22 protein-coding genes and 1 tRNA gene are annotated in these 19,266 nt (G+C 56.3%); 18 read left to right on the top strand and 5 right to left on the bottom strand.

Annotated features, from left to right (window positions below; translation table 11 throughout):
* Positions 1-117 precede the first annotated feature (117 nt).
* Positions 118-588 carry a YciE/YciF ferroxidase family protein gene (locus BLM14_RS08905; protein ID WP_099999038.1) on the top strand — a complete coding sequence of 157 codons (471 nt, stop codon included), beginning with the start codon at positions 118-120 and terminating at the stop codon, positions 586-588.
* A 25-nt stretch (positions 589-613) separates the two neighbouring features.
* Here BLM14_RS08905 and BLM14_RS32645 read toward each other — a convergent pair whose 3' ends face one another.
* Positions 614-835, bottom strand: a complete 222-nt coding sequence (locus BLM14_RS32645; RefSeq protein WP_418314213.1) for a DUF5808 domain-containing protein — start codon at positions 833-835, stop codon at positions 614-616.
* 573 nt (positions 836-1,408) lie between these two features.
* Here BLM14_RS32645 and BLM14_RS08900 point away from each other — a divergent pair.
* The gene (locus BLM14_RS08900) at positions 1,409-1,660 is read left to right on the top strand and encodes a hypothetical protein (protein ID WP_099999037.1); all 252 of its coding nucleotides are present in this window, start codon (positions 1,409-1,411) and stop codon (positions 1,658-1,660) included.
* A 328-nt stretch (positions 1,661-1,988) separates the two neighbouring features.
* On the opposite strand, the gene BLM14_RS08895 is transcribed toward BLM14_RS08900, so the two are convergent.
* Positions 1,989-3,011 (bottom strand): NAD(P)H-dependent flavin oxidoreductase, encoded by a 1,023-nt coding sequence (locus BLM14_RS08895; protein ID WP_099999036.1) that lies wholly within the window; start codon positions 3,009-3,011, stop codon positions 1,989-1,991.
* Positions 3,012-3,457: 446 nt separating this feature from the next.
* Here BLM14_RS08895 and BLM14_RS08890 point away from each other — a divergent pair, with 446 nt between their 5' ends.
* Entirely contained in the window at positions 3,458-4,813 is a 1,356-nt protein-coding gene (locus tag BLM14_RS08890; RefSeq protein ID WP_099998800.1) for an IS110 family RNA-guided transposase, read from the top strand.
* A gap of 204 nt (positions 4,814-5,017) precedes the next feature.
* On the opposite strand, the gene BLM14_RS08885 is transcribed toward BLM14_RS08890, so the two are convergent.
* A complete protein-coding gene (locus tag BLM14_RS08885; protein ID WP_099999035.1) occupies positions 5,018-5,272 on the bottom strand; it encodes a hypothetical protein in 255 nt (84 codons plus the stop codon).
* Positions 5,273-6,267: 995 nt separating this feature from the next.
* Here BLM14_RS08885 and BLM14_RS08875 point away from each other — a divergent pair.
* Positions 6,268-6,438: a hypothetical protein gene (locus tag BLM14_RS08875; RefSeq protein WP_157929504.1), complete on the top strand. Its 171-nt coding sequence runs from the start codon at positions 6,268-6,270 to the stop codon at positions 6,436-6,438.
* Between the two features lie 40 nt (positions 6,439-6,478).
* Positions 6,479-6,739, top strand: coding sequence for a DUF982 domain-containing protein (locus BLM14_RS08870; protein WP_099999032.1), 261 nt, complete (start codon positions 6,479-6,481; stop codon positions 6,737-6,739).
* Positions 6,740-7,566: 827 nt separating this feature from the next.
* On the opposite strand, the gene BLM14_RS08860 is transcribed toward BLM14_RS08870, so the two are convergent.
* Both BLM14_RS08860 and BLM14_RS08855 read right to left on the bottom strand, forming a co-directional pair.
* A complete protein-coding gene (locus BLM14_RS08860) occupies positions 7,567-7,863 on the bottom strand; it encodes a hypothetical protein (protein ID WP_099999030.1) in 297 nt (98 codons plus the stop codon).
* A 409-nt stretch (positions 7,864-8,272) separates the two neighbouring features.
* Positions 8,273-8,362: transfer RNA gene (locus BLM14_RS08855), tRNA-Ser, on the bottom strand.
* Between the two features lie 381 nt (positions 8,363-8,743).
* Here BLM14_RS08855 and BLM14_RS32480 point away from each other — a divergent pair.
* The 13 genes from BLM14_RS32480 (at position 8,744) to BLM14_RS08790 (ending at position 19,158) form a co-directional block, all read left to right on the top strand.
* Entirely contained in the window at positions 8,744-10,012 is a 1,269-nt protein-coding gene (locus tag BLM14_RS32480) for a septal ring lytic transglycosylase RlpA family protein (RefSeq protein WP_100001150.1), read from the top strand.
* Positions 9,981-11,210 carry a D-alanyl-D-alanine carboxypeptidase family protein gene (locus BLM14_RS08845; RefSeq protein WP_418314212.1) on the top strand — a complete coding sequence of 410 codons (1,230 nt, stop codon included), beginning with the start codon at positions 9,981-9,983 and terminating at the stop codon, positions 11,208-11,210. The genes BLM14_RS32480 and BLM14_RS08845 overlap by 32 nt, the downstream gene beginning before the upstream one ends.
* A 57-nt stretch (positions 11,211-11,267) precedes the next feature.
* Positions 11,268-11,558: a type II toxin-antitoxin system RelE/ParE family toxin gene (locus BLM14_RS08840; RefSeq protein WP_100001147.1), complete on the top strand. Its 291-nt coding sequence runs from the start codon at positions 11,268-11,270 to the stop codon at positions 11,556-11,558.
* Positions 11,559-11,560: 2 nt separating this feature from the next.
* Positions 11,561-11,845 (top strand): addiction module antidote protein, encoded by a 285-nt coding sequence (locus tag BLM14_RS08835; RefSeq protein ID WP_099999029.1) that lies wholly within the window; start codon positions 11,561-11,563, stop codon positions 11,843-11,845.
* A gap of 41 nt (positions 11,846-11,886) precedes the next feature.
* On the top strand, positions 11,887-12,558 hold the full coding sequence (tmk, locus tag BLM14_RS08830; RefSeq protein ID WP_099999028.1) for a dTMP kinase: 672 nt from the start codon (positions 11,887-11,889) through the stop codon (positions 12,556-12,558).
* On the top strand, positions 12,555-13,607 hold the full coding sequence (locus tag BLM14_RS08825; protein ID WP_099999027.1) for a DNA polymerase III subunit delta': 1,053 nt from the start codon (positions 12,555-12,557) through the stop codon (positions 13,605-13,607). Before tmk ends, BLM14_RS08825 begins: the two co-directional genes overlap by 4 nt.
* Before the next feature lie 40 nt (positions 13,608-13,647).
* Positions 13,648-13,905, top strand: a complete 258-nt coding sequence (locus BLM14_RS08820; RefSeq protein ID WP_204251998.1) for a type II toxin-antitoxin system Phd/YefM family antitoxin — start codon at positions 13,648-13,650, stop codon at positions 13,903-13,905.
* The gene (locus tag BLM14_RS08815; protein WP_099999025.1) at positions 13,905-14,288 is read left to right on the top strand and encodes a type II toxin-antitoxin system VapC family toxin; all 384 of its coding nucleotides are present in this window, start codon (positions 13,905-13,907) and stop codon (positions 14,286-14,288) included. The genes BLM14_RS08820 and BLM14_RS08815 overlap by 1 nt, the downstream gene beginning before the upstream one ends.
* Positions 14,289-14,386: 98 nt before the next feature.
* A complete protein-coding gene (metG, locus tag BLM14_RS08810; protein WP_099999024.1) occupies positions 14,387-15,934 on the top strand; it encodes a methionine--tRNA ligase in 1,548 nt (515 codons plus the stop codon).
* Positions 15,935-15,940: 6 nt separating this feature from the next.
* Positions 15,941-16,738 carry a TatD family hydrolase gene (locus BLM14_RS08805; protein ID WP_099999023.1) on the top strand — a complete coding sequence of 266 codons (798 nt, stop codon included), beginning with the start codon at positions 15,941-15,943 and terminating at the stop codon, positions 16,736-16,738.
* Positions 16,731-17,540, top strand: coding sequence for an MBL fold metallo-hydrolase (locus tag BLM14_RS08800; protein WP_099999022.1), 810 nt, complete (start codon positions 16,731-16,733; stop codon positions 17,538-17,540). Before BLM14_RS08805 ends, BLM14_RS08800 begins: the two co-directional genes overlap by 8 nt.
* Complete coding sequence (locus BLM14_RS08795) at positions 17,537-18,007, top strand: YbaK/EbsC family protein (RefSeq protein WP_099999021.1); 471 nt, start codon at positions 17,537-17,539, stop codon at positions 18,005-18,007. The genes BLM14_RS08800 and BLM14_RS08795 overlap by 4 nt, the downstream gene beginning before the upstream one ends.
* A gap of 131 nt (positions 18,008-18,138) precedes the next feature.
* Positions 18,139-19,158 (top strand): IS30 family transposase, encoded by a 1,020-nt coding sequence (locus tag BLM14_RS08790; RefSeq protein WP_100001145.1) that lies wholly within the window; start codon positions 18,139-18,141, stop codon positions 19,156-19,158.
* The last annotated feature ends 108 nt before the right edge of the window (positions 19,159-19,266 follow it).

The following is a 19,266-nucleotide window of genomic DNA, read 5'->3' as shown; positions in this document are numbered from 1 at the left end:
TGCCATGCACAATTAGTTCCTGCCGCGCATTGAACGAGCAATCCACGCATAAACCATGAGAGGAACGAAAACGGCAAGCGGGCGTTTGGTTTGCAGTGTCAACCATGGAGATTACCCGTGAAAACTCTCGCTGAGCTGTTCAAACACACCCTGAAAGACGTCTATTACGCCGAGAATGCGATGACCAAGGCTTTACCCAAGGTATCGAAGGCGGTGAAAAACCCGGAGCTGAAGAAGGCGGTTGATCATCACCTCGAAGAAACGAAGGGACAGATAGAGACGTTAAAAAAAGTTTTTCAAACGATCGACATGAAACCGGAAGGCGTTAAATGTGACGCTGCGGATGGGCTCCTGAAGGAGACTGACGGCCTGATGGATGAGGCCGAGGGCGTAGCACTGGACGCGGGTGTGCTTGCTGCCTGCCAGGCCGTCGAGCACTACGAAATTGCCCGCTACGGCTCATTGCGTGAGTGGGCGAAGGTCCTCGGGAACGAAGAGGCCCACGTCCTGTTGAGCGAGATCCTTGACCAGGAGAAGGCTGCAAACAGCAAGCTCACCAATTTGGCGGTCACATCGATCAACAAATGATCGGAAAATAGCCATGTCCTCGCGCTCACAGCGCGAGGACCGTCATGGAGATCAGTGTCGGTACCAGGATTAGAAGCAAGAGCCACCAAATTGCACGCCGGTGAGCCATATTGATAGTACATCCCATGGCGGGATTTCGTTTTGGCACCCACAGTCTGGAATCGGATCTGGAAAAATAGATACGTCCAATTCCATGGCTCCAGTTCTCAGAGTTGGACCAAGATGATTTATTGTCTTCGCTCGACATTTCGCTTGCTGCCTTTTCAGAGTTAGCGAGCGGTCTAGCATGGCCAGATTGCGGGTAAATGATGTAATGCCCGAAAAGCTTCCGCTGAAATCCGCGGTACAAGCCCGGTGCTTTATGTCATAGCGAACACGCAGCGCCCCCAGCCGGGAAGGGTTCAATTCTGCGTCATCCGTGCCAAGTAACTGGCAGCACTCAATTTCACTTCCGGTGATGGTCCCATCGCTTGACCAGGTAAACGAGTGCCCCGGTCCACGCGATCGCCGTAAGCATCAGGATTAAAGCAAAGTGACTGTTCATCGCTTCAATGCGTCCCTTGTGGAATGGTCTCGACTGCTATGAGCAATCCGAAAATGGGAAGTCCAAGCCTCTTCCGACTCACCAATTGTCTCGCCGTGTGGCCCAACAGTCAAACGCATTCCGGGCCAGTTGGTTCAACATTGACGCGGTCCGGCCAAATTGCGCCAGATCAATCAAATTAATTAGAGAATAAGCTGTGGAATAATCCAAGCGGCTTATAACAAGATCATCCCACGGCAAGTTATTGATTGAGCATTGCGTCGGGATGGGCACAGAATGAAACGTATTCTCAACGGATTGCCGGGGGTGCCGAAAGACCAATCAGAGGCCATTGAGCGACTTAGTATGGATTATGCGGTAGAACGCACCCTGATCGCGGGCATACTCGCCGGATTGGCGGCTCGGGGCCTCCTTGGACAGGTTGATTTTGAGGCAATTGCACGGGTTGGCTCTGCCGTGGGAAATTCCGATTTTTCTACGTTGTTGGCTAACCGGATAGACACGCTGCGGCAGAGCATTCTGGCGTAACAACGTAAGCACGGTCACCTTGCCGGACGGCAAATGTGATCAGAGCGAGGCACGGCAAGCCCGCTCGCTTCGTCGCTGGCGGGCCCGATTATCGTTGGGGCTATTTTGATGGCTTATATTTGCCTATTGAATAAGCGCCCTTGGATCGTTTGAGCACTTCGGACAATCTCTCCGGCTCGTGCTTTGTTTTCGGTATGTGTTGCTTGATCGATTGCATCAAGTGGTCCGGCGCCGTCGGCATCCTGCGGACAAAATGCTGCGAAGTTCCTCCCATTGCAGTCACTCCCTTCCTAAAACGTCCAACATTATAAAACGGAATTAGGTCCGCTCAACCCTTTGTCGAGTGCCCGGCTCGCTGCGCGATAGTCTGTGCCGCATCAGCGATCAAGGCTCTGACAATCTCAGACGCTGGCGCAACCTCACGCACCAGTCCGACGGACTCGCCCGCGTAAATGACGAAGTCGTCGATGTCCCCCTGACCGTCACTGAGCAGGCCGGCGAACGAGTACCGCCGTACCGGGTTGCCATCAGGTGTGCGGCCAATCTCCTCGCCCTCCCCAGGTCGGGAACCCGACTCGGGGCGACCCGCCGTTTCCCATGCCTCGACCGTGCGGTTGCGCAGTACCCGACTGGGTGCATCCGGCCAGCCTCCGTCAAAAAGAGTGGTCTCGATCGTGTCACTCGAGGCAGCTTCGATGAGGCGGCGCTTGTAATCGGAGTGGCAAGCCGCTTCGGTCGAGACAAGAAACCGTGTGCCGAGCCATACACCTGATGCGCCCAGCATGAGAGCCGCTGCAAGGCCTCGCCCATCGGCAATTCCACCGGCCGCGAGAACGGGCACCTTCCCGGCGACGTCGACCACAAGAGGAACGAGCACCATCGTCGACAGTCGACTCCAGACGTGACCACCGGCTTCGTTGCCCTGGGCCACTAGAATATCCACACCAAGATCAACCGATCGACGCGCCTCCTCCGGTGTCCCGACGGTGTGGACGACCAGCGCACCCGCGGCCTTTGCACGATCCATGTAGGGTGCGATGTCACCCCAGAAGAAAGAGATGATTCGAGCGCCGGCCGAGAGCGCGGTTTCCATTCTCTCATGCTGATCCCATTCAAGAACGAAGTTGGCGAGGAAGGGACCGTCATTGGTAAGCCGACGCACGGCACCAATCAGCTCTTCGATGTGCTGTGGGCTGTCCCAACTGAAGCCAAGCCCGCCGAGGCCGCCGGCGTTGGTCACTGCTGCGGCAAGTTCCGGTCGAGAGGCACGCCCCATCGGTGCCGACACGATTGGATGGCGAATACCGAGCAGGCGAGTGAAAGGAGTGACAATCGATCCATCGGAATCCATGAAGGTGCTCCCTTTTCTGATCGCAGTTGAACATTCGCGCTCTAATATGGCAACACCACGCTGCGGTTTGCGTGTCAAATGACGTGCGGCTCGCTTGTTCCGCTCCGTATCCGTTGCTTGATAATACGGCCTAATGTAAACGACCGCTAGTCGAGGACACCGTTGAAAAAGTCGGCATTGCTAGCTTTCAGATCTGGTGGTTTTTGCTACCTAACCATTCGCGGGCCTGTGTCCCGCCTGCGGGGATAGAAACGGTGTGCTAGTGTGGGCGCTGGAGAGGAGAGGCCGTCGGCATTTTGGTGGTGTCTAACCCCGTTACCTAACGTGGTCCATGGGCTGCTGCGCGCTTGAGAGTGGTGACGCCGTTCGCGGCGATCCCGGTTAGGAATTTGATCTTTTGGCACAGCCCAGCCCCTCCATTCGACAATCGGATAGGAGAGCTTGCGATGTCTGGAACAAAGAAGTCTCGCAGCAAGCGAGATATTTCCCCTACACACCAAAATGCAGCTGCAATCGACATCGGTGCCACGATGCACGTAGCCGCAGTCGGGCCCGACCACGTTTCCGAGCCGGTACACAGTTTTGGAACCTTCACCGGCGATCTGCATCGGTTGGCGGACTGGTTCACGCAGTGCGGCGTACGCACGGTCGCGATGGAGTCCACGGGGGTCTACTGGATCCCGGTCTTCGAGATACTCGACCAGCGTGGCTTCGAGGTCATACTGGTCAATGCACGCGATGCCAAGCATGTGCCGGGCCGCAAGACCGATATCAGCGATGCCCAATGGCTGCAGCGTTTGCATGAATATGGATTGCTCAGGGCCAGTTTCCGGCTGAAGGGCGAAGTTGCAGTCATGCGCGCCTATTTGCGCCAGCGCGAACGCTTGCTGGATTATGCCGCTTCGCACATCCAGCACATGCAAAAGGCGCTGACGCAAATGAATCTGCAACTCCACCACGTGGTGACAGACATCACCGGCGCGACCGGCATGGCCATCATCCGGGCGCTTGTGGCCGGGGAGCGCGACCCGATGGTGCTGGCGGCCCATCGCGACCCACGCTGCCATGCGTCTGCGGAGACGATCCGTCAGGCGCTCGTCGGCAATGATCGCGAAGAGCACATCTTTGCCCTGACCCAGGCGCTGGAGTTGTACGACGTCTACCAAGCCAAAGTGGCGCTCTGTGACGTGCGCATCGAGGCTGTCTTGAAACGGCTGCGGAAGGCCTCGTGCGCCTCTGTAGGCAAACCGCCTTGCGTGCGGACAATGAAGAAGCAATCCAACGGCCCGGCCTTCGATGTTCGCGCCGCCCTGCACGGATTGCTCGGCTGCGACGTCACCCAGATTCACGGACTCGGGCCTTATCTGGCGCTGAAATTGGTTGCAGAGTGCGGGACCAATCTCTCGGCCTGGCCAAACGCCAAGCACTTCACCTCCTGGCTGTGCCTCTCACCAAGCAACAAGATCTCCGGCGGCAAGGTGTTGTCCTCACGAACCCGACGATCTGGCAGCCGGGCCGCGGCACTACTGCGGCTTGCCGCGGTTGCGGTCGGGCGCACCGAGACCGCATTGGGGGCATTCTTTCGGCGTCTGTCCGCACGTGTCGGCAAGGCCAAGGCGGTCACTGCCACGGCCCGCAAAATCGCCGTCTTGTTCTACAATACGCTGCGTCACGGTATGAAATACAGCGATCCGGGAGCCTCCCATTACGAAGAGAGTTACCGCCGACGCGTCCTCACCAATCTCGAACGAAGGGCAAAGTCGCTCGGGTATACCCTACAGCCCGCGCCAGCGCCCGGCTGAGCGTTTCTTAGGAATTCCGTTATAAAACGCTGGAAGAACATTGAAAGTTGCTCGCAAGGACTAGTTTTTTGGGACACGGTCAGGCTCGTCCTGGCGGAGTTCGGTCGCAATAGACTACCAAACTTAGAAAACTAGCGGCTGTATTCTGCGAATAGACCGTCTACTTTTTCTTGCGCGTCGGCGAGGAGCTTGATGCAGTCCCCTTTATTGATTGTCCAGTTTCGCCCCGCCATTCTTTAGGGCACTATCGAGATCGGATACGTCTTTTGCCGTGAAGGTTGTGTCAGCATCGAGACGCTTGATCCAGCGCTGAGTGGCGTCTCGTTTTGACCTGTAGAGCGGATCACTGCAAGCATATGACAACTTCATAAGATAGAATTGCGCCTGCATGACTGCATCGCCTTTCTCGACTTTTCCACCCGCCAAAGACAAAGCCAAAAACAGAGAAACCATCAGCATGCGCTACTCCCCACATTGATGTAGTGCTCGAATCGACCGGTCGACCGCCAGTGCCTGGGACGATAACGGCCGTGCATATGTGGGAAAGTAGCTAATTCGATTGAGAAGGGGGCGCCGGCCGACGGAACGGGCAGCGCTCAAACGAGCCCTGGTAGCTGAGATGACCCATCAGGCTGGTTGCGTCGTGTTAGCGGAAGAACCAGCCGAACGCCAATACGATAGAAACGCCGATAAAGAACACCGCACCGTATGACATATACGACCGGGCGCTGGGCCAGGGCTCATTATTGTCATTAGAATTATCTGGCATGACGTCACTCTCTCCGAATGATCTGCCCATCGTGCATTTCGAATACGCCGTTCTCGCCGCCCTGAGGATTGAAGTCAGCTGCCAGCTCACTCCATCTGCCAAGTACTCTGGCACACGAATTACACTGGATAAGGAAGTGTAGCTGCACGTTTTCGGGAATACGCAGATAGATCGTCCCGCAATCCGGGCATTCGAGCTTCTCTTTAATATTCTGCCCCACGGCCCAGCTCATGACGCTATGCGGCTTTCACGCTCTTGGCGACTTTCGAAACGCCGGTTTCGTGGTTGGCGGCGACCCAAGCAAGGACTTCGGGATCGCGCAATCCACGATCGAACAGTTTCATGACTGTGCGAAAGGCGGTTGGCGTATTCGTGCGTCGACGGGGAACGGCCAAGCAACTCGGAGGCCTTTTCATGCGCGCGCTGCATGATGTCCCAGTCCTGGGATGAATAGGTGATCTGATTTTCTGAATGAAGCATGATGTTCTCCCCGTTTACTTTCAGGCGGGAGCACGTTCCATCTCTCAAGCGCCAGTGCCCAAAGATGCCGGCGACATGAGAAGTGTCTTCCACAGGACATAAATAGTCAATCGAATCCCAATAGCTGAGCGAATCCCTAAGGTTATATTTCCGGTCTGGAACCAATGCGGCTGAAAACAGTTTTTCGCTTGGGATGGAACACGCCATGAATGATAAAGATGAGAACCCAAAGACCGTCAAAGTGATGAGGGAGCAGCTGAATCAGCCCGCCTATTTGGATGCGCTTCACAGCAGGTACCGGCCTGTACAGAATGACAAATTGTTCAAAGATTTGCTGAAGCGGATGCACGATAAAGAACCAGATACAAGGAATTGATGACGTGCGGAACAGACATCCTCGATAGGCGTTTCTGGGCATGCACAAGTTGCCCTTCCCATATGTGACAATCATGACCCATCAGGTCGGCAAGATGCGTGACGTTTCTTGTGTCGAGGAAGCGGCCGAAAATCTGGCGATGAATTGGCCGCTTAAGACCGGCCCGAAGCTGTCAGCCGCAAAACAGGCTTGTCTCGATGCACTGGAAGGCAAGATACTCTGCACCGAAGCGAGAGACGCGTTCATCGAAGCAGCGAAGGAGGCAGAAATTTACGTCGGCCAGCAGTCGCTGAAACATTAGTTTCGTCGCCTGACGGCGAAGGTGTCTTCGCTGCAGCGGACGCCCTTAAACTTGTCACCGTGCGATGACGGGGGGAGCTTCGAAATGCGGCCTGTTTTTCGCGATCGTGGACACTGTTCCCCAAAGAACGAGTGCAACCGTCGCCACTAAGGCAAGCATGACCATAAAGTCTCGAAAGTGCAGAGGCTCAATGTTTTGATTTCGCATGGTACCAGATCCGTTTCTTTTTCTGGCATTTTGCGTGATTCGTTGAATCTCAACAATAAATCGCAGTATCAATACTATTATGTACTTAAAATGATCAAGCCCGGCGTATGCATCATAGGCGGTTTCAGTGTCCACCAACACCCTGGTTCTTCAAGTTGCGCTGCCACGCCGGCTCGGGCCGCGAATACTTGACTGTCCCGTATCTGGGATTTCTCATTTCGACGGTTCCGTTGGAAAGCACCCGATAGGTAATGCCTGAATTTGTCGTGACAGAATCGCCAGGTTTGCCTTCTCCGCTCAGGATTCTGCTGAGCGTTCCAGATGAAGCACCTGTCACGACAGGCTGAGCTTGGGCTGATACTGACACCGACGCGACCACTACAGCGCCAAATGCCACAGATATCCATGTGCGTTTCATGTGGATGGCCTCTCGGTTCGACCGGTCTCGTTTCAATCGGAAAGCAAGAGGGCTACAATCTAACGCCGAGATGCACCTGACGCACCAATCAATTAATCGTTCATCCTTCGTGAGCAAGACAAGAGGATGCGTAATCGGGGACTGGGAGAAATGTAAAAACAAACGGGGGCAGGCCCAATTTCGAAAAGGTTAGGCCCGACGATCAGTGCAAATCCTGGGGTCGGCCAGATCTGGCCAGTAGCATTTGCTTCAGGAAGCCCGCGTCCGACCAGTCATCATCTTCCGGTAATCGGCGCTCACGCTTTGCCGCCATATCGGCGAGCCGGCCAAAGTCACGTTCGCCGCGTTCGAAGAAAATCATGATTGTACGCGCAACACGTTCGGCAAGAGGATGGAATTGCGGGTCGCGCTCAAGCATTTGACAGGCCCTGTGATGAGCCAATGCCAAGATACGCCATTCCTCTTGCGAATAAACACCGTCAAAGCGCGGAAATTGCATTGAATGCTCCTCCACTCATCAGGCGGGAGCACGTTCCATCTCTCAAACGCCAGCAGGCCGATAAATACCTGACGTTAATTCAATTGTCCGCCAATGGACAAAAACTGTCAACAGCAGCCTAATAAGCAAACGAATTCTGCTGGTTGCGCAACCTCGACGATGGTCACTACAAAGGTTTCTCGATAAACGGGTCTGTCGATCTCGTCGAATTTACGCTTAAACTCTGGCTGCTTGGTAGTTCGCCGAAGCGGAGGTGAGTTTGATCCGTTCTTTGGGCGAGTCTTTCATGCCCACCAACTTCGCAGAGAAGAATTGAAAAGGCTCACCGCAAGCCGGCAGACATTCTGGTAGGAATGATAATTTTCCTAAACAAAATCTGGAGTAAGATCAATATGTTTGGCAGATTTCATGGCGGAAGAGGTGAGATTCGAACTCACGGTACGGTTCCCCGCACGACGGTTTTCAAGACCGTTGCCTTAAACCACTCGGCCACTCTTCCGGCGGTGCGTTCTATGCGCGATTGCCTTGTATATTTCAAGCACTTTTGCAATTTGTGCAGAACTATCAGGCGTTTTCGCAGCTTATGCGACTGGTGCACATAAAAAGTGATGCCTGCTTATGGAGCTACCGCCAGTATGGCCGCACATGCCGGATAATAGGTTGCAGCCGCCAGATGTTGTTAAGCTGGTATCAACCTATCAGTGGCATTCATAGAACTGGTGCAGTCCCAATGATGGGCGTCGGGGTTGCATCACCAGTCTGATCTGTTACCGATACATTTAATGTAAAATTCCTGGGGACGGCCAGCAGTGGCCGGTGATTTGCATTGTCAAAAGCCAACGCTTTTCGAGTTGTGGGAGTTGTCGCCATCGGCGCCTTGATGGCCGCCTGCGCTTCGCCCAAGCCAAAAGTCGCCAAGAGAACGCACGGCAAGGAATATTTCGCTGAATCCGAATATGGCGTGAAGGCCAGTCCGCGCGTTGTCAGCGATCTTCGCAACATTCCGCGCGGCGGCGGACGCAACCAGATCGGCCGGCCTTATCAGGTGGCCGGAAGATGGTATTACCCCAAGGAAGAGCCGGGCTATAGCCGCAAGGGCAGGGCGTCCTGGTACGGTTCGGCTTTTCATGGCCGTTTGACCGCAAATGGCGAGATCTACGATACAACCCGTCTGACCGCAGCACATCCGACAATGCCATTGCCAAGCTATGCGCGTGTGACCAATCTCGCCAATGGCAGTTCGGTGATTGTGCGCGTCAATGACCGCGGTCCTTATCACAGCAACCGCGTGATCGATCTTTCACAAAAGGCTGCAACGATGCTCGACTACCAGCATACCGGCACGGCCGATGTGAAGGTCGAATATGTCGGCAGGGCGCCGCTCGAAGGCAGCGATGACCGGTTCCTGATGGCGTCGTATCGTGGCACCGGAGCACCCGATCCGTGGGGGCAGCCGGCATCTGGCGTGATGATCGCCATGAACGGCGCAACACCGACGCAGCGCGCACCGCTGGCGATTCCTGGCATGCAGCCGCGGCAATCCGCTGGCATCCAGGTCGCAAGTCTTGGAAATCAGCCGGTTTCGCTGAACGATCAAGCCGCACGCCTGAACATGCCAGAGCAGCAGCCCACCCAGCCAGCCATGGCGCCAACCGGCAATGATGGGCTCAACTTTGATGCGAACATTGTTCCTGTACTACCCTTGATTGGTCCCTATATAGACGACAAGCCGACCATTCTCCTCGGCTCACTGAAGGGCAACCGGCCTCCGGCGTCGCCGTTCATCAGCTCCTATGCGAGCGAACGGGTCGCAAATGCCAACGGCACAGTACAGGCCACGGCCGATCTGCTGTCGCCGGACGCAGTTTCCACCTCATGGAAAGCCATGAACAAACTGCCGGGCGGCGTTCAACCGACAGCTGAATATGTCGATGTCGGCCTCTTTGCAGACAAGGCCGAGGCTAGCCGTGTGATGAAGCTGCTTTCGCGCCTGGGTAAGGTGGAATTGTCAGAGATTGCCAGCCCCGAGGGGCCGCGCATTGCCCTAATTGCTCGGGCAAACACGGCAAAGAACACCGACACGCTGCTTCAGGCTGCATGGAATGCCGGCGCAGGCGATGCATTTGTCGTTCGTGATGACGGCAACTGATTTCCTTTTTTCGAAACACGTTCTGACCCGGCCATTCCGTATTTTTGCTCTTGGCGTGACGATTGCGCTCGCATCCGTCACCATGGCAGCCGCGCAGGATGCGCTATTTGACACCAAGGCCAAGCAAGCCTTGATGATCGAGGATCAGACCGGAACGATCCTCTATGCGAAATCGCCAGACACGCTGATCGAGCCGGCGGCGCTTGCCAAGCTGATGACCATGGAAGTCGTCTTTCATGCGCTCAAAACCGGCACGATCACGCCCGACACGCAATATACAGTGAGCGAAAATGCCTGGCGAACCGGCGGCGCGCCATCTGGCGGTTCGACCATGTTCGCCAAGCTCAAATCGTCGATCAGCATCGGCGACCTGATCCAGGGCGTCATCGTGCAATCGGCCAATGATGGCTGCATTATCCTGGCGGAAGGCATTGCCGGGTCGGAACCAAAATTCGCAGAGATGATGAATGCACGGGCCAGGGAGATCGGCCTGAAAAACTCGACCTTCGTCAATTCGACCGGTTTGCCCGACCCGCAGCAAAGGGTTTCGCTGACCGATCTGGTCGCCCTGGCGCGGCATATCAACAAGGAATATCCGGAATACTACCGCACCTATGCGCAGGACAATTTCACCTGGAACAACATCTTCCAGCGCAACCGCAATCCGCTGCTGCGCCTCGATATCGGAGCCGATGGCATGGGTACCGGTTACACCGAGCAGTCCGGCTATGGCATTGTCGGGGCGGCCACAAGGAACGGTCGGCGCTACATCCTTGCACTGAGCGGCCTTGCCAGCGACAAGGAGCGCGCAGAGGAAGCCAAGCGGATCTTCGAGTGGGCTTATCAGGCGTTCGAGGAAATGGATATTTTTGCCGAGGGCGAGACGGTCGGCGAGGCGAGCGTGTTTGGCGGCGTCAAATCAGGCGTCCCTCTCAAGGCACATGAGAAGGTCAGCCTTCTCGTACCAGTCGCCAATCGGGATCGCCTGAAGGCACATGTCGTCTACCAGGGCCCTCTGGTTGCACCGCTGAAGGCAGACCAGCAGGTCGGCACGTTGCGGATATGGATCGGTGATGCCCTGGCGCAGGAAACGCCGGTCTATACGGCAGAAGCAATCGAGACCGGCGGTCTGAAGAAGCGCTCGCTCGACGCCGTATATGAACTGGCGACTGGCTGGATACGGCAACTGAAGTTTTAGACTTATTGATATTGTGTATTATAATTGACAGTTTTTTTGTATGGATTTATCTTGCGCATGGTCGAAATTCGTCAAACGCTCGAATTTGCCAGTTGGCTCACAGCACTGAAGGATACAAATGCGATTGCGCGTATTCAGGTTAGAATTCGACGCCTGTCACTTGGTAATCCGGGCGATGTGAAGCCAATCGGGGAAGGGGTCAGTGAGCTTCGGGTCGATTACGGACCTGGTTACAGAATTTACTACCAGAAGCGTGGCCAGACCCTGGTGTTGCTATTGTGTGGCGGCGACAAGCGCACACAGACTGCCGATACTGCCAGGGCCAAAGCACTAGCAAAGGAGTTCTGATCATGGCACTTGTAACAAAACCATGGGATGTCACGGAGAATCTGGATAGCCCGGAAGCCATTGTGGCCTATGTCGAAGCCGCGTTTGAGGATGGTGATCCTGCCCTTATTGCTGCCGTTATCGGAGATGTCGCGCGCGCTCGTGGAATGACACAGCTGGCCCGAGACGCCGGTGTAAGCCGGGAGACGATCTACAAGGCGTTTAGCGAGGGTGGAAACCCAACCCTTGAAACGCTTACCGGGGTCATACGAGCCCTTGGTCTGAAACTGTCTGTGCATGCTGCGTAAGAGCCGCATAACCGACTCTGCATTGAAAGACGACGACAAGCGTGCAAGGACTATTCATCACATTCGAGGGCGGCGAGGGCGCGGGCAAATCCACACAGATTGCGCGTCTGGCCGAATATCTGCGCGGGCAAGGCGATGATGTTCTGGTGACGCGCGAGCCAGGCGGATCGCCGGGCGCCGAAGCGGTGCGCCACGTCATCCTGAGCGGTGCGGCCGAACCTTTCGGCCCCGCGATGGAAGCCCTGCTGTTTGCTGCTGCACGCAATGACCATGTCGAGCAAGTCATGCGCAAGGCGCTGAAATCCGGGCGCATGGTGCTTTGCGACCGCTATATCGACTCCAGCCGGGTCTATCAGGGCGTGACCGGCGAACTCGATCCGGCCCTGATGCGTGCCATCGAACGTGCCGCCATAAACGGCCTGATGCCTGACCTCACGATCATCCTTGACCTGCCGGCAGAGATTGGGCTGCAGCGCGCCAATGCACGGCGCGGGGCAGGGACCGCTGATCGCTTCGAGAAGGAGACCATCGAACTGCATCACAAGCGGCGCGATGCCTATCTCGCCATTGCCGCAGAAGAACCGGAACGCTGCAAGGTCATCGCCGCCGATCGTCCCGCCGGCGAGATCGCCAGGGAAATCGCTGCGCTCGTCGATCAATTGAAGACGAGCCGCGGAATCAAACCTAAGCAAGCCGTCGAGGTGACAAAATGAGTGATGCGATTCTCGATGTGCCGGCGACCCACGACGCCATCGATGGCGTTCCCGCGCCGTCAGCGAACCCCGCGCTGTTCGGCCATGCGGCGATCAGAGCGTTCCTGGCGCAAGCCTATCAGTCCGGCCAAATGCACCACGCCCTGCTGCTGGAAGGGCCGCAGGGCGTTGGCAAGGCGACACTGGCGTTCCACCTTGCAGGACACATGCTCAAATACCCGGCAGAACGTGAAGCGCCTCTGACGCTCGCCGAGCCGGATTACGGAGTCGCACCCTACAGGCAGATCGCCAGCGGAACGCATCTGGCGATGTTGCACATCAGCCGTCCGGTCGATGCAAAGACCGGCAAGTTCAAGACCGGCATCACGGTGGACGAGGTGCGACGGGTCACGCATTTCCTCAATCGAACTTCACATGACGGGTCGTGGCGCATCGTCATTGTCGACCCAGCCGATGATATGAATCGCAATGCTGCCAATGCCTTACTTAAGACTCTTGAAGAACCGCCGCAGCGGACTCTGTTTATTTTGATCTCGCATTCTTCAGGAAGGTTGCTGCCAACGATCCGCTCCCGCTGCCAGTCGATCCGTTTCGACTCGCTGGAACGGCAAGACCTGCTCTCAGCGCTTGCCGCGATCAATCTGGACACTGAGCAGTCAGCTGAAACGGATTCGCTGATTGCGCATGCGGATGGCAGTGTTCGCAAGGCTGCTTTGCTGCTGGCTTTTGGTGGACTGGAAATCTCAGAAACGGTCGATGCCGTCCTGAGCAAGCCCACCTTCGATGTACCAAAAGCGCATGCGCTGGCGACGGCACTTTCGGGCCGCGATGCCGAAATCCAGTATGACCTTTTCCTGGAAGACCTGCTGGCGCGCATTGCCGGGAAAGCACGGTTGAGCGCGGAGCAGGGCGATGTGATGCAAGCCAATCGCTGGTCAAATCTGTGGAACGACATGCAGAGCGAGGCGAGGGACGCTGCCGCCTTCAATCTCGATCGCAAGCAGACAGTGCTCATTTTTCTGGAACGAATGCATCGGACACTAGGTTGACCAATTTGACCAACTCGTTTTTTGCGTGATATACTTGGTCATGTTGGTCAAGGAAGACACCATGACTCAAGTGAACCTGTATGATGCCAAAACCAATCTCTCCAATCTGGTGGACCGCGCCGCTGCTGGTGAAGTGGTAATTATCGCCAAGAACGGCGTACCACTTGCGAAATTGGGCCCTTTGACGAAACAGGAGGGACCGCGCGAACCGGCGCACGCGCTGCAGATTTCGTATATCGCCGAGGATTTCGATGAAGTTGATGCGGAGACGATCGCCCTTTTTAATGGCAGCCTGTAATGGATCTTTTGCTCGACACGCACGTCGTTCTTTGGTGGGACAGTGACGCTGACCAGCTTGGGTCGGCCACCCGTGCAGTGATCGCCGATCCACAGAACCACATTTATGTGAGCGCGGCCTCAATTTGGGAAATCGCCATAAAGAGCGCCAAGGGGAAACTTCGTTTTAAAGGCATGCCCAGCGCAGCGATTGAAAGAAACGGTTTCTTGCCTTTGCCGATCACGCCTGCACATGCGGAGATTGCCGGGTTGCTCGAATGGCCCCACCTGGATCCCTTTGACCGTATGCTGGTAGCCCAGGCGCGAACCGACAATATGATTCTGGTGCATGCAGACAGCATGATTCAAACATACAAAGGTGTGCCGCAGCTTTGGGCGCGTTGAACCTTGCCAAGCAACCCGAGGACTATGGCAATCGGGCCGGACATGGGTTATGTCAGGCCTCCCAAGATGCCCAAACAAAAGACGAAATCAGGTCACGTATGAGCCGCGAAACATTTTACATCACAACTGCCATTTCCTATCCAAACGGGAGCCCGCATATCGGCCATGCCTATGAGCTGATCGCGACGGACGCGATTGCGCGGTTCAACCGCCACGATGGCAAGGATGTCCTGTTTCTCAGCGGAACGGATGAGCATGGCATCAAGATGTTGCAGACCGCACGAAAGGAAGGCATTTCTCCGCGCGAGCTTGCGGACAGAAATGCCAAGCTTTTCCGCGACATGGGGCATCTTCTGAATGCGTCATACGATGATTTTATCCGAACGACGGAAGAGCGGCACTATAAGGCATCCCAGGCGATCTGGCAGAAAATGGTCGATGCCGGGGATATCTACAAGGGCGGCTATGCCGGCTGGTACTCCGTGCGCGACGAAGCCTATTACCAGGAAGACGAGACGGAAGTGCGCGCCGACAATGTGCGGTGCGGTCCGCAAGGAACGCCTGTGGAATGGCTCGAGGAAGAGAGCTATTTCTTCCGCCTGTCGGCCTATCAGGACCGCTTGCTGAAGCTCTACACCGACAATCCAGGGTTCATCGGTCCGGACGAGCGCCGCAATGAGGTGGTGTCCTTCGTTAAATCCGGTCTGAAGGATCTTTCCGTCTCGCGCACGACGTTTGATTGGGGCATACCGGTTCCCGGCGACGAAAAGCATGTCATGTATGTCTGGGTCGATGCGCTGACCAACTACATTACCGCAGCGGGCTATCCCGATGAAAAGGCTGAGCGCTGGCGCTATTGGCCAGCGGATGTGCACATCATCGGCAAGGACATTATCCGCTTCCATGCGGTCTACTGGCCGGCATTCCTGCTGTCCGCGGGCATCGAATTGCCAAAGCGCGTCTACGGCCATGGTTTCGTGTTCAACCGCGGCGAGAAGATGTCAAAATCGGTCGGCAATGTCATCGATCCGGTCTCGCTGGTCGAGCATTACGGCCTTGATCAGCTGCGTTATTTCCTGTTGCGCGAAATACCGTTTGGTCAGGATGGCAACTATAGCCATGGAGCCATTGTCAATCGCACGAACGCGGATCTCGCCAATGACCTCGGCAATCTGGCGCAGCGTTCGCTGTCGATGATCGCCAAGAATTGCGATGCCAAGGTACCGCAGCCGGGTGCATTGATTGATGTGGACAAGGCAATCCTCGATCAGGCAACGATGGCGCTTGCAACGGCACGCAATGCCGTTGGCACACAGGCTCTGCACCTGGCGCTTGCGGCGATCTTCGGCGTAGTGGCCGAAGCCAATCGCTATTTCGCTTCACAGGAGCCTTGGGCGCTGAAGAAGACCGATCCAGCCCGCATGGAAACGGTCCTCTATGTGACGGCGGAAGTCATCCGGCGTGTCGGCATTCTTTGCCAGCCCTTCATTCCGGGTTCGGCGGCAAAACTACTCGATATCCTTGCCATTCCGGCGGACAGGCGGAACTTCGCTGATCTTGTAGGTGGTGAACTTGTGCCCGGCGCCGATCTCCCGGCTCCGCAGCCGATTTTCCCGCGTTACGTCGAAGCAGACAAAGAAGCCTGACATCCGATGCTTGTCGACAGCCATTGCCATCTGGACTTTGCAGATTTTGCCGAAGAACGGGACGCAATCGTTCAGCGGGCGCTGGATCACGATATCCGGCGGATGGTGACGATCTGCACGCGCGTCCGGCGATTTGGCGATATCATCAAGATCGCCGACCAGTACGAGAGCGTCTATGCATCGGTGGGAACGCACCCGAACAACGCGCATGAAGAGCTGGATATAACGGCCGACGATCTGATCCGGCTTTCGGAGCATCCGAAGGTGGTGGCGATCGGCGAAGCCGGGCTCGACTATCACTATGACTACGCCCCGCCGGAAGCTCAGATGCAGGGATTCCGCACACATATTGCCGCATCACGCGCCACGCAGCTGCCACTGGTCATTCATGCACGCAGCGCCGATGAAGACATGATTTCGACCTTGAGGGAAGAAACAGGGAAGGGCGCCTTCCCTTTCATTCTGCACTGCTTTTCCTCGGGCGCGGAACTGGCGCGGGTCGGTGTCGAGCTTGGCGGCCATGTCTCCTTTTCCGGCATTCTGACCTTCAAGAATTCGCCCGAGATCCGGGAAATCGCTCGCAACGTGCCGCGCGACCGGCTTCTGGTTGAAACGGATGCGCCCTATCTTGCACCGGTGCCGCACAGGGGGAAACGCAATGAGCCGAGCTTCGTCCGGCATACTGCAGCGGTACTGGCCGAGACGATCGGGGTAAGCGAAGAAGCGCTTGCCGCACTGACTTCGGACAATGTGTTCCGCCTGTTCACCAAGATGCCAAGGCCGGAAAGGGCCCTCAATGCCTGATCGCTTGCGCTTCACCATTCTTGGCTGCGGCTCGTCTCCGGGCGTGCCGCGCATCAATGGCGATTGGGGCAAATGCGATCCAGACAATCCGAAGAACCGCAGGCGCCGCGCATCCATGCTGGTGGAGCGTATTGCAGATCATGGAGCTGTAACCACAGTCATCATCGACACGGGACCGGATTTCCGTTCGCAGATGATCGATTTCGGCTCGGGCCGGCTGGATGCGGTCATCTATACGCACGCCCATGCCGACCATATTCACGGTCTCGACGATCTCCGGACCTTTGTCATCGACCGGCATGATCTGGTTGACATCTACGCCGACGTGACGACGCAAAAGCGGTTATTCGATGCCTTTGCCTACTGCTTCAAGACGCCGGAAGGTTCGAGCTATCCGCCGATTCTTCGGTCGCACGAGATCGTCCATCATGGGGCCTTCGACATCGATGGTCCTGGCGGCGCCATCCGTTTCCTGCCGCTGCCCCAGGTGCATGGCGATATCCTGTCCTTGGGCTTCCGGATTGCAGACGTGGCCTATTGTTCAGACGTCAGTGCATTCCCGGATACAACAGCCGCGCAGTTGTTCGGACTTGATACGCTTGTCATCGATGCGCTGCAGTACAGGCCGCATCCAAGCCATTTTTCTCTCGATGAATCAATAGAATGGATCGAAAAGCTGAAGCCACGTCGAGCCATCCTGACGCATATGCACGTGCCATTGGATTACGAAACCGTGCTGCGCGACACACCGGATAATGTCGAGCCGGCATTTGATGGTTTGTCATTCGAGGTCGAACTGTGAGCAAGAGCGTCGAACGGGTTCGTCAAGCTGCCCATGCTGCCGGACTTGATATCGAAATCCGCCAGATGGCCGATTCAACCCATACAGCCGAGGACGCGGCGATCCAATGCGGCGTTACCGTCGCGCAAATCGTCAAATCATTGATCTTTCAAGGCGCTGATACGGATAAGCTCTATCTGTTTCTTGTGTCCGGTCCACGCAAACTCGATCTCGACAAAGCCGCCAAGCTGACAGGCGAGAGATTGCACCGGGCTGATCCGAAGCACGTGCGCAAGGAAACCGGATTTGCCATCGGCGGTGTTTCGCCGCTGGGACATCTGATCGACATCAAAGCCTACGCAGATGAAAGCCTGATGCAATTCGACGTTGTGTGGGCAGCAGCAGGCGGCACCAATTTCGTTTTCCCAAGTGAACCGAATGCTCTGGTAGAGGCGGCAAAGGCACAAATTGCCGATATTACCAGCTGATCGACGCATTAGGCTCTATCTGCTAGTTCCATAATCTATCTTATGCGACTTTGATTTGCCCTATGGTGGGTTCTATTTCGAAGCGCGACTTTGTAGCGATAACAATGGCTTATCGCAACAAAGGAATCGCCATGGATCAACCGTTTCGGCGCACCTACTCCCAAATCACGCTCGACGAACGCCGCAAGATCGAACGCTGGCACGCTGCGAAGATCAGCGTCGACGTTATTGCCGAGAAACTCGGACGGCATCGCTCAACGATTTTTCGCGAACTGAAGCGCAATCGTTTCGATGATCCCGAGATGCTTGAACTGGCTGGTTATTACGGTCCGATCGCCGATACGAAGTCCAAGGATCGGCGGGGCAATCGACGCAAGCTGGTTCGGCTGCCGCAACTGCGCGAGGCGATTATCGAGCGGATTCGCCATGGCTGGTCGCCCGAGCAAGTCGCCGGCCGTCTGAAGCTGGAAGGCGGACGGCATGGCATGACGGTCTGTCACGAGACAATCTACCGGTTTGCCTATTCGAAGGATGGCCAGGCGATCAAGCTGTGGCATCACCTGCCCGAACGCCGAGCGCGCCGCCGGCCGCGGCATGCCCGGCGTCGCCATGGCCGCCGTTTCAGTCCGCATCTGAGCATTTTGCATCGGCCGGACATTGTGCGGGAGCGCCAGCAGTTTGGGCATTGGGAGTGCGATCTGATGCAGTTCAAGAAGAAGTTCGGTGAAGCCAACGTCACCTCACTGGTCGAGCGAGTGAGCCGCTTTACCGTGTTTCTGCGCAACAATGACCGGCAGTCGCGGCCGATCATGGAGCGGCTGATCCGCACGCTGGAAGCCCTGCCCGCAACGGCCCGCCGCTCAATCACCTTCGACCGTGGCACCGAATTCACCGACTGGCCCTATCTCCAGGCCGGACTTGGCACGCAGACCTGGTTTTGTGATCCGCAGTCGCCCTGGCAGAAAGGCACTGTCGAGAACACCAACCGCCGGGCCCGAAGATGGCTTTCGAGGGAGGTTGACCCGCTCGCCGTCAGCGATACCGAACTGCGTCGCGTCTGCGATCATCTCAATGCGACACCGCGCAAATGTCTGGGCTTCAGGACACCCGCGGAGGTCTTCCGCCAAAAGGTCATGGCAAGGCGGAGATGAATACGTTAGCCTGCCGATGCTCCAAAGTCGCACCTCAGCGAGAACTCACATATTATAGTGGGTTCAAGGATGAAGCGCGACTTGCGAGAGATAACAATGGCTTATCGC

The sequence above is a fragment of the Phyllobacterium zundukense genome (genome assembly GCF_002764115.1).
In the GTDB taxonomy this organism is placed as follows: Bacteria; Pseudomonadota; Alphaproteobacteria; order Rhizobiales; family Rhizobiaceae; genus Phyllobacterium; species Phyllobacterium zundukense.
The sequence above is the reverse complement of the archived record's forward strand: the minus strand, read 5'-3'. Positions and strand labels throughout refer to the sequence as shown.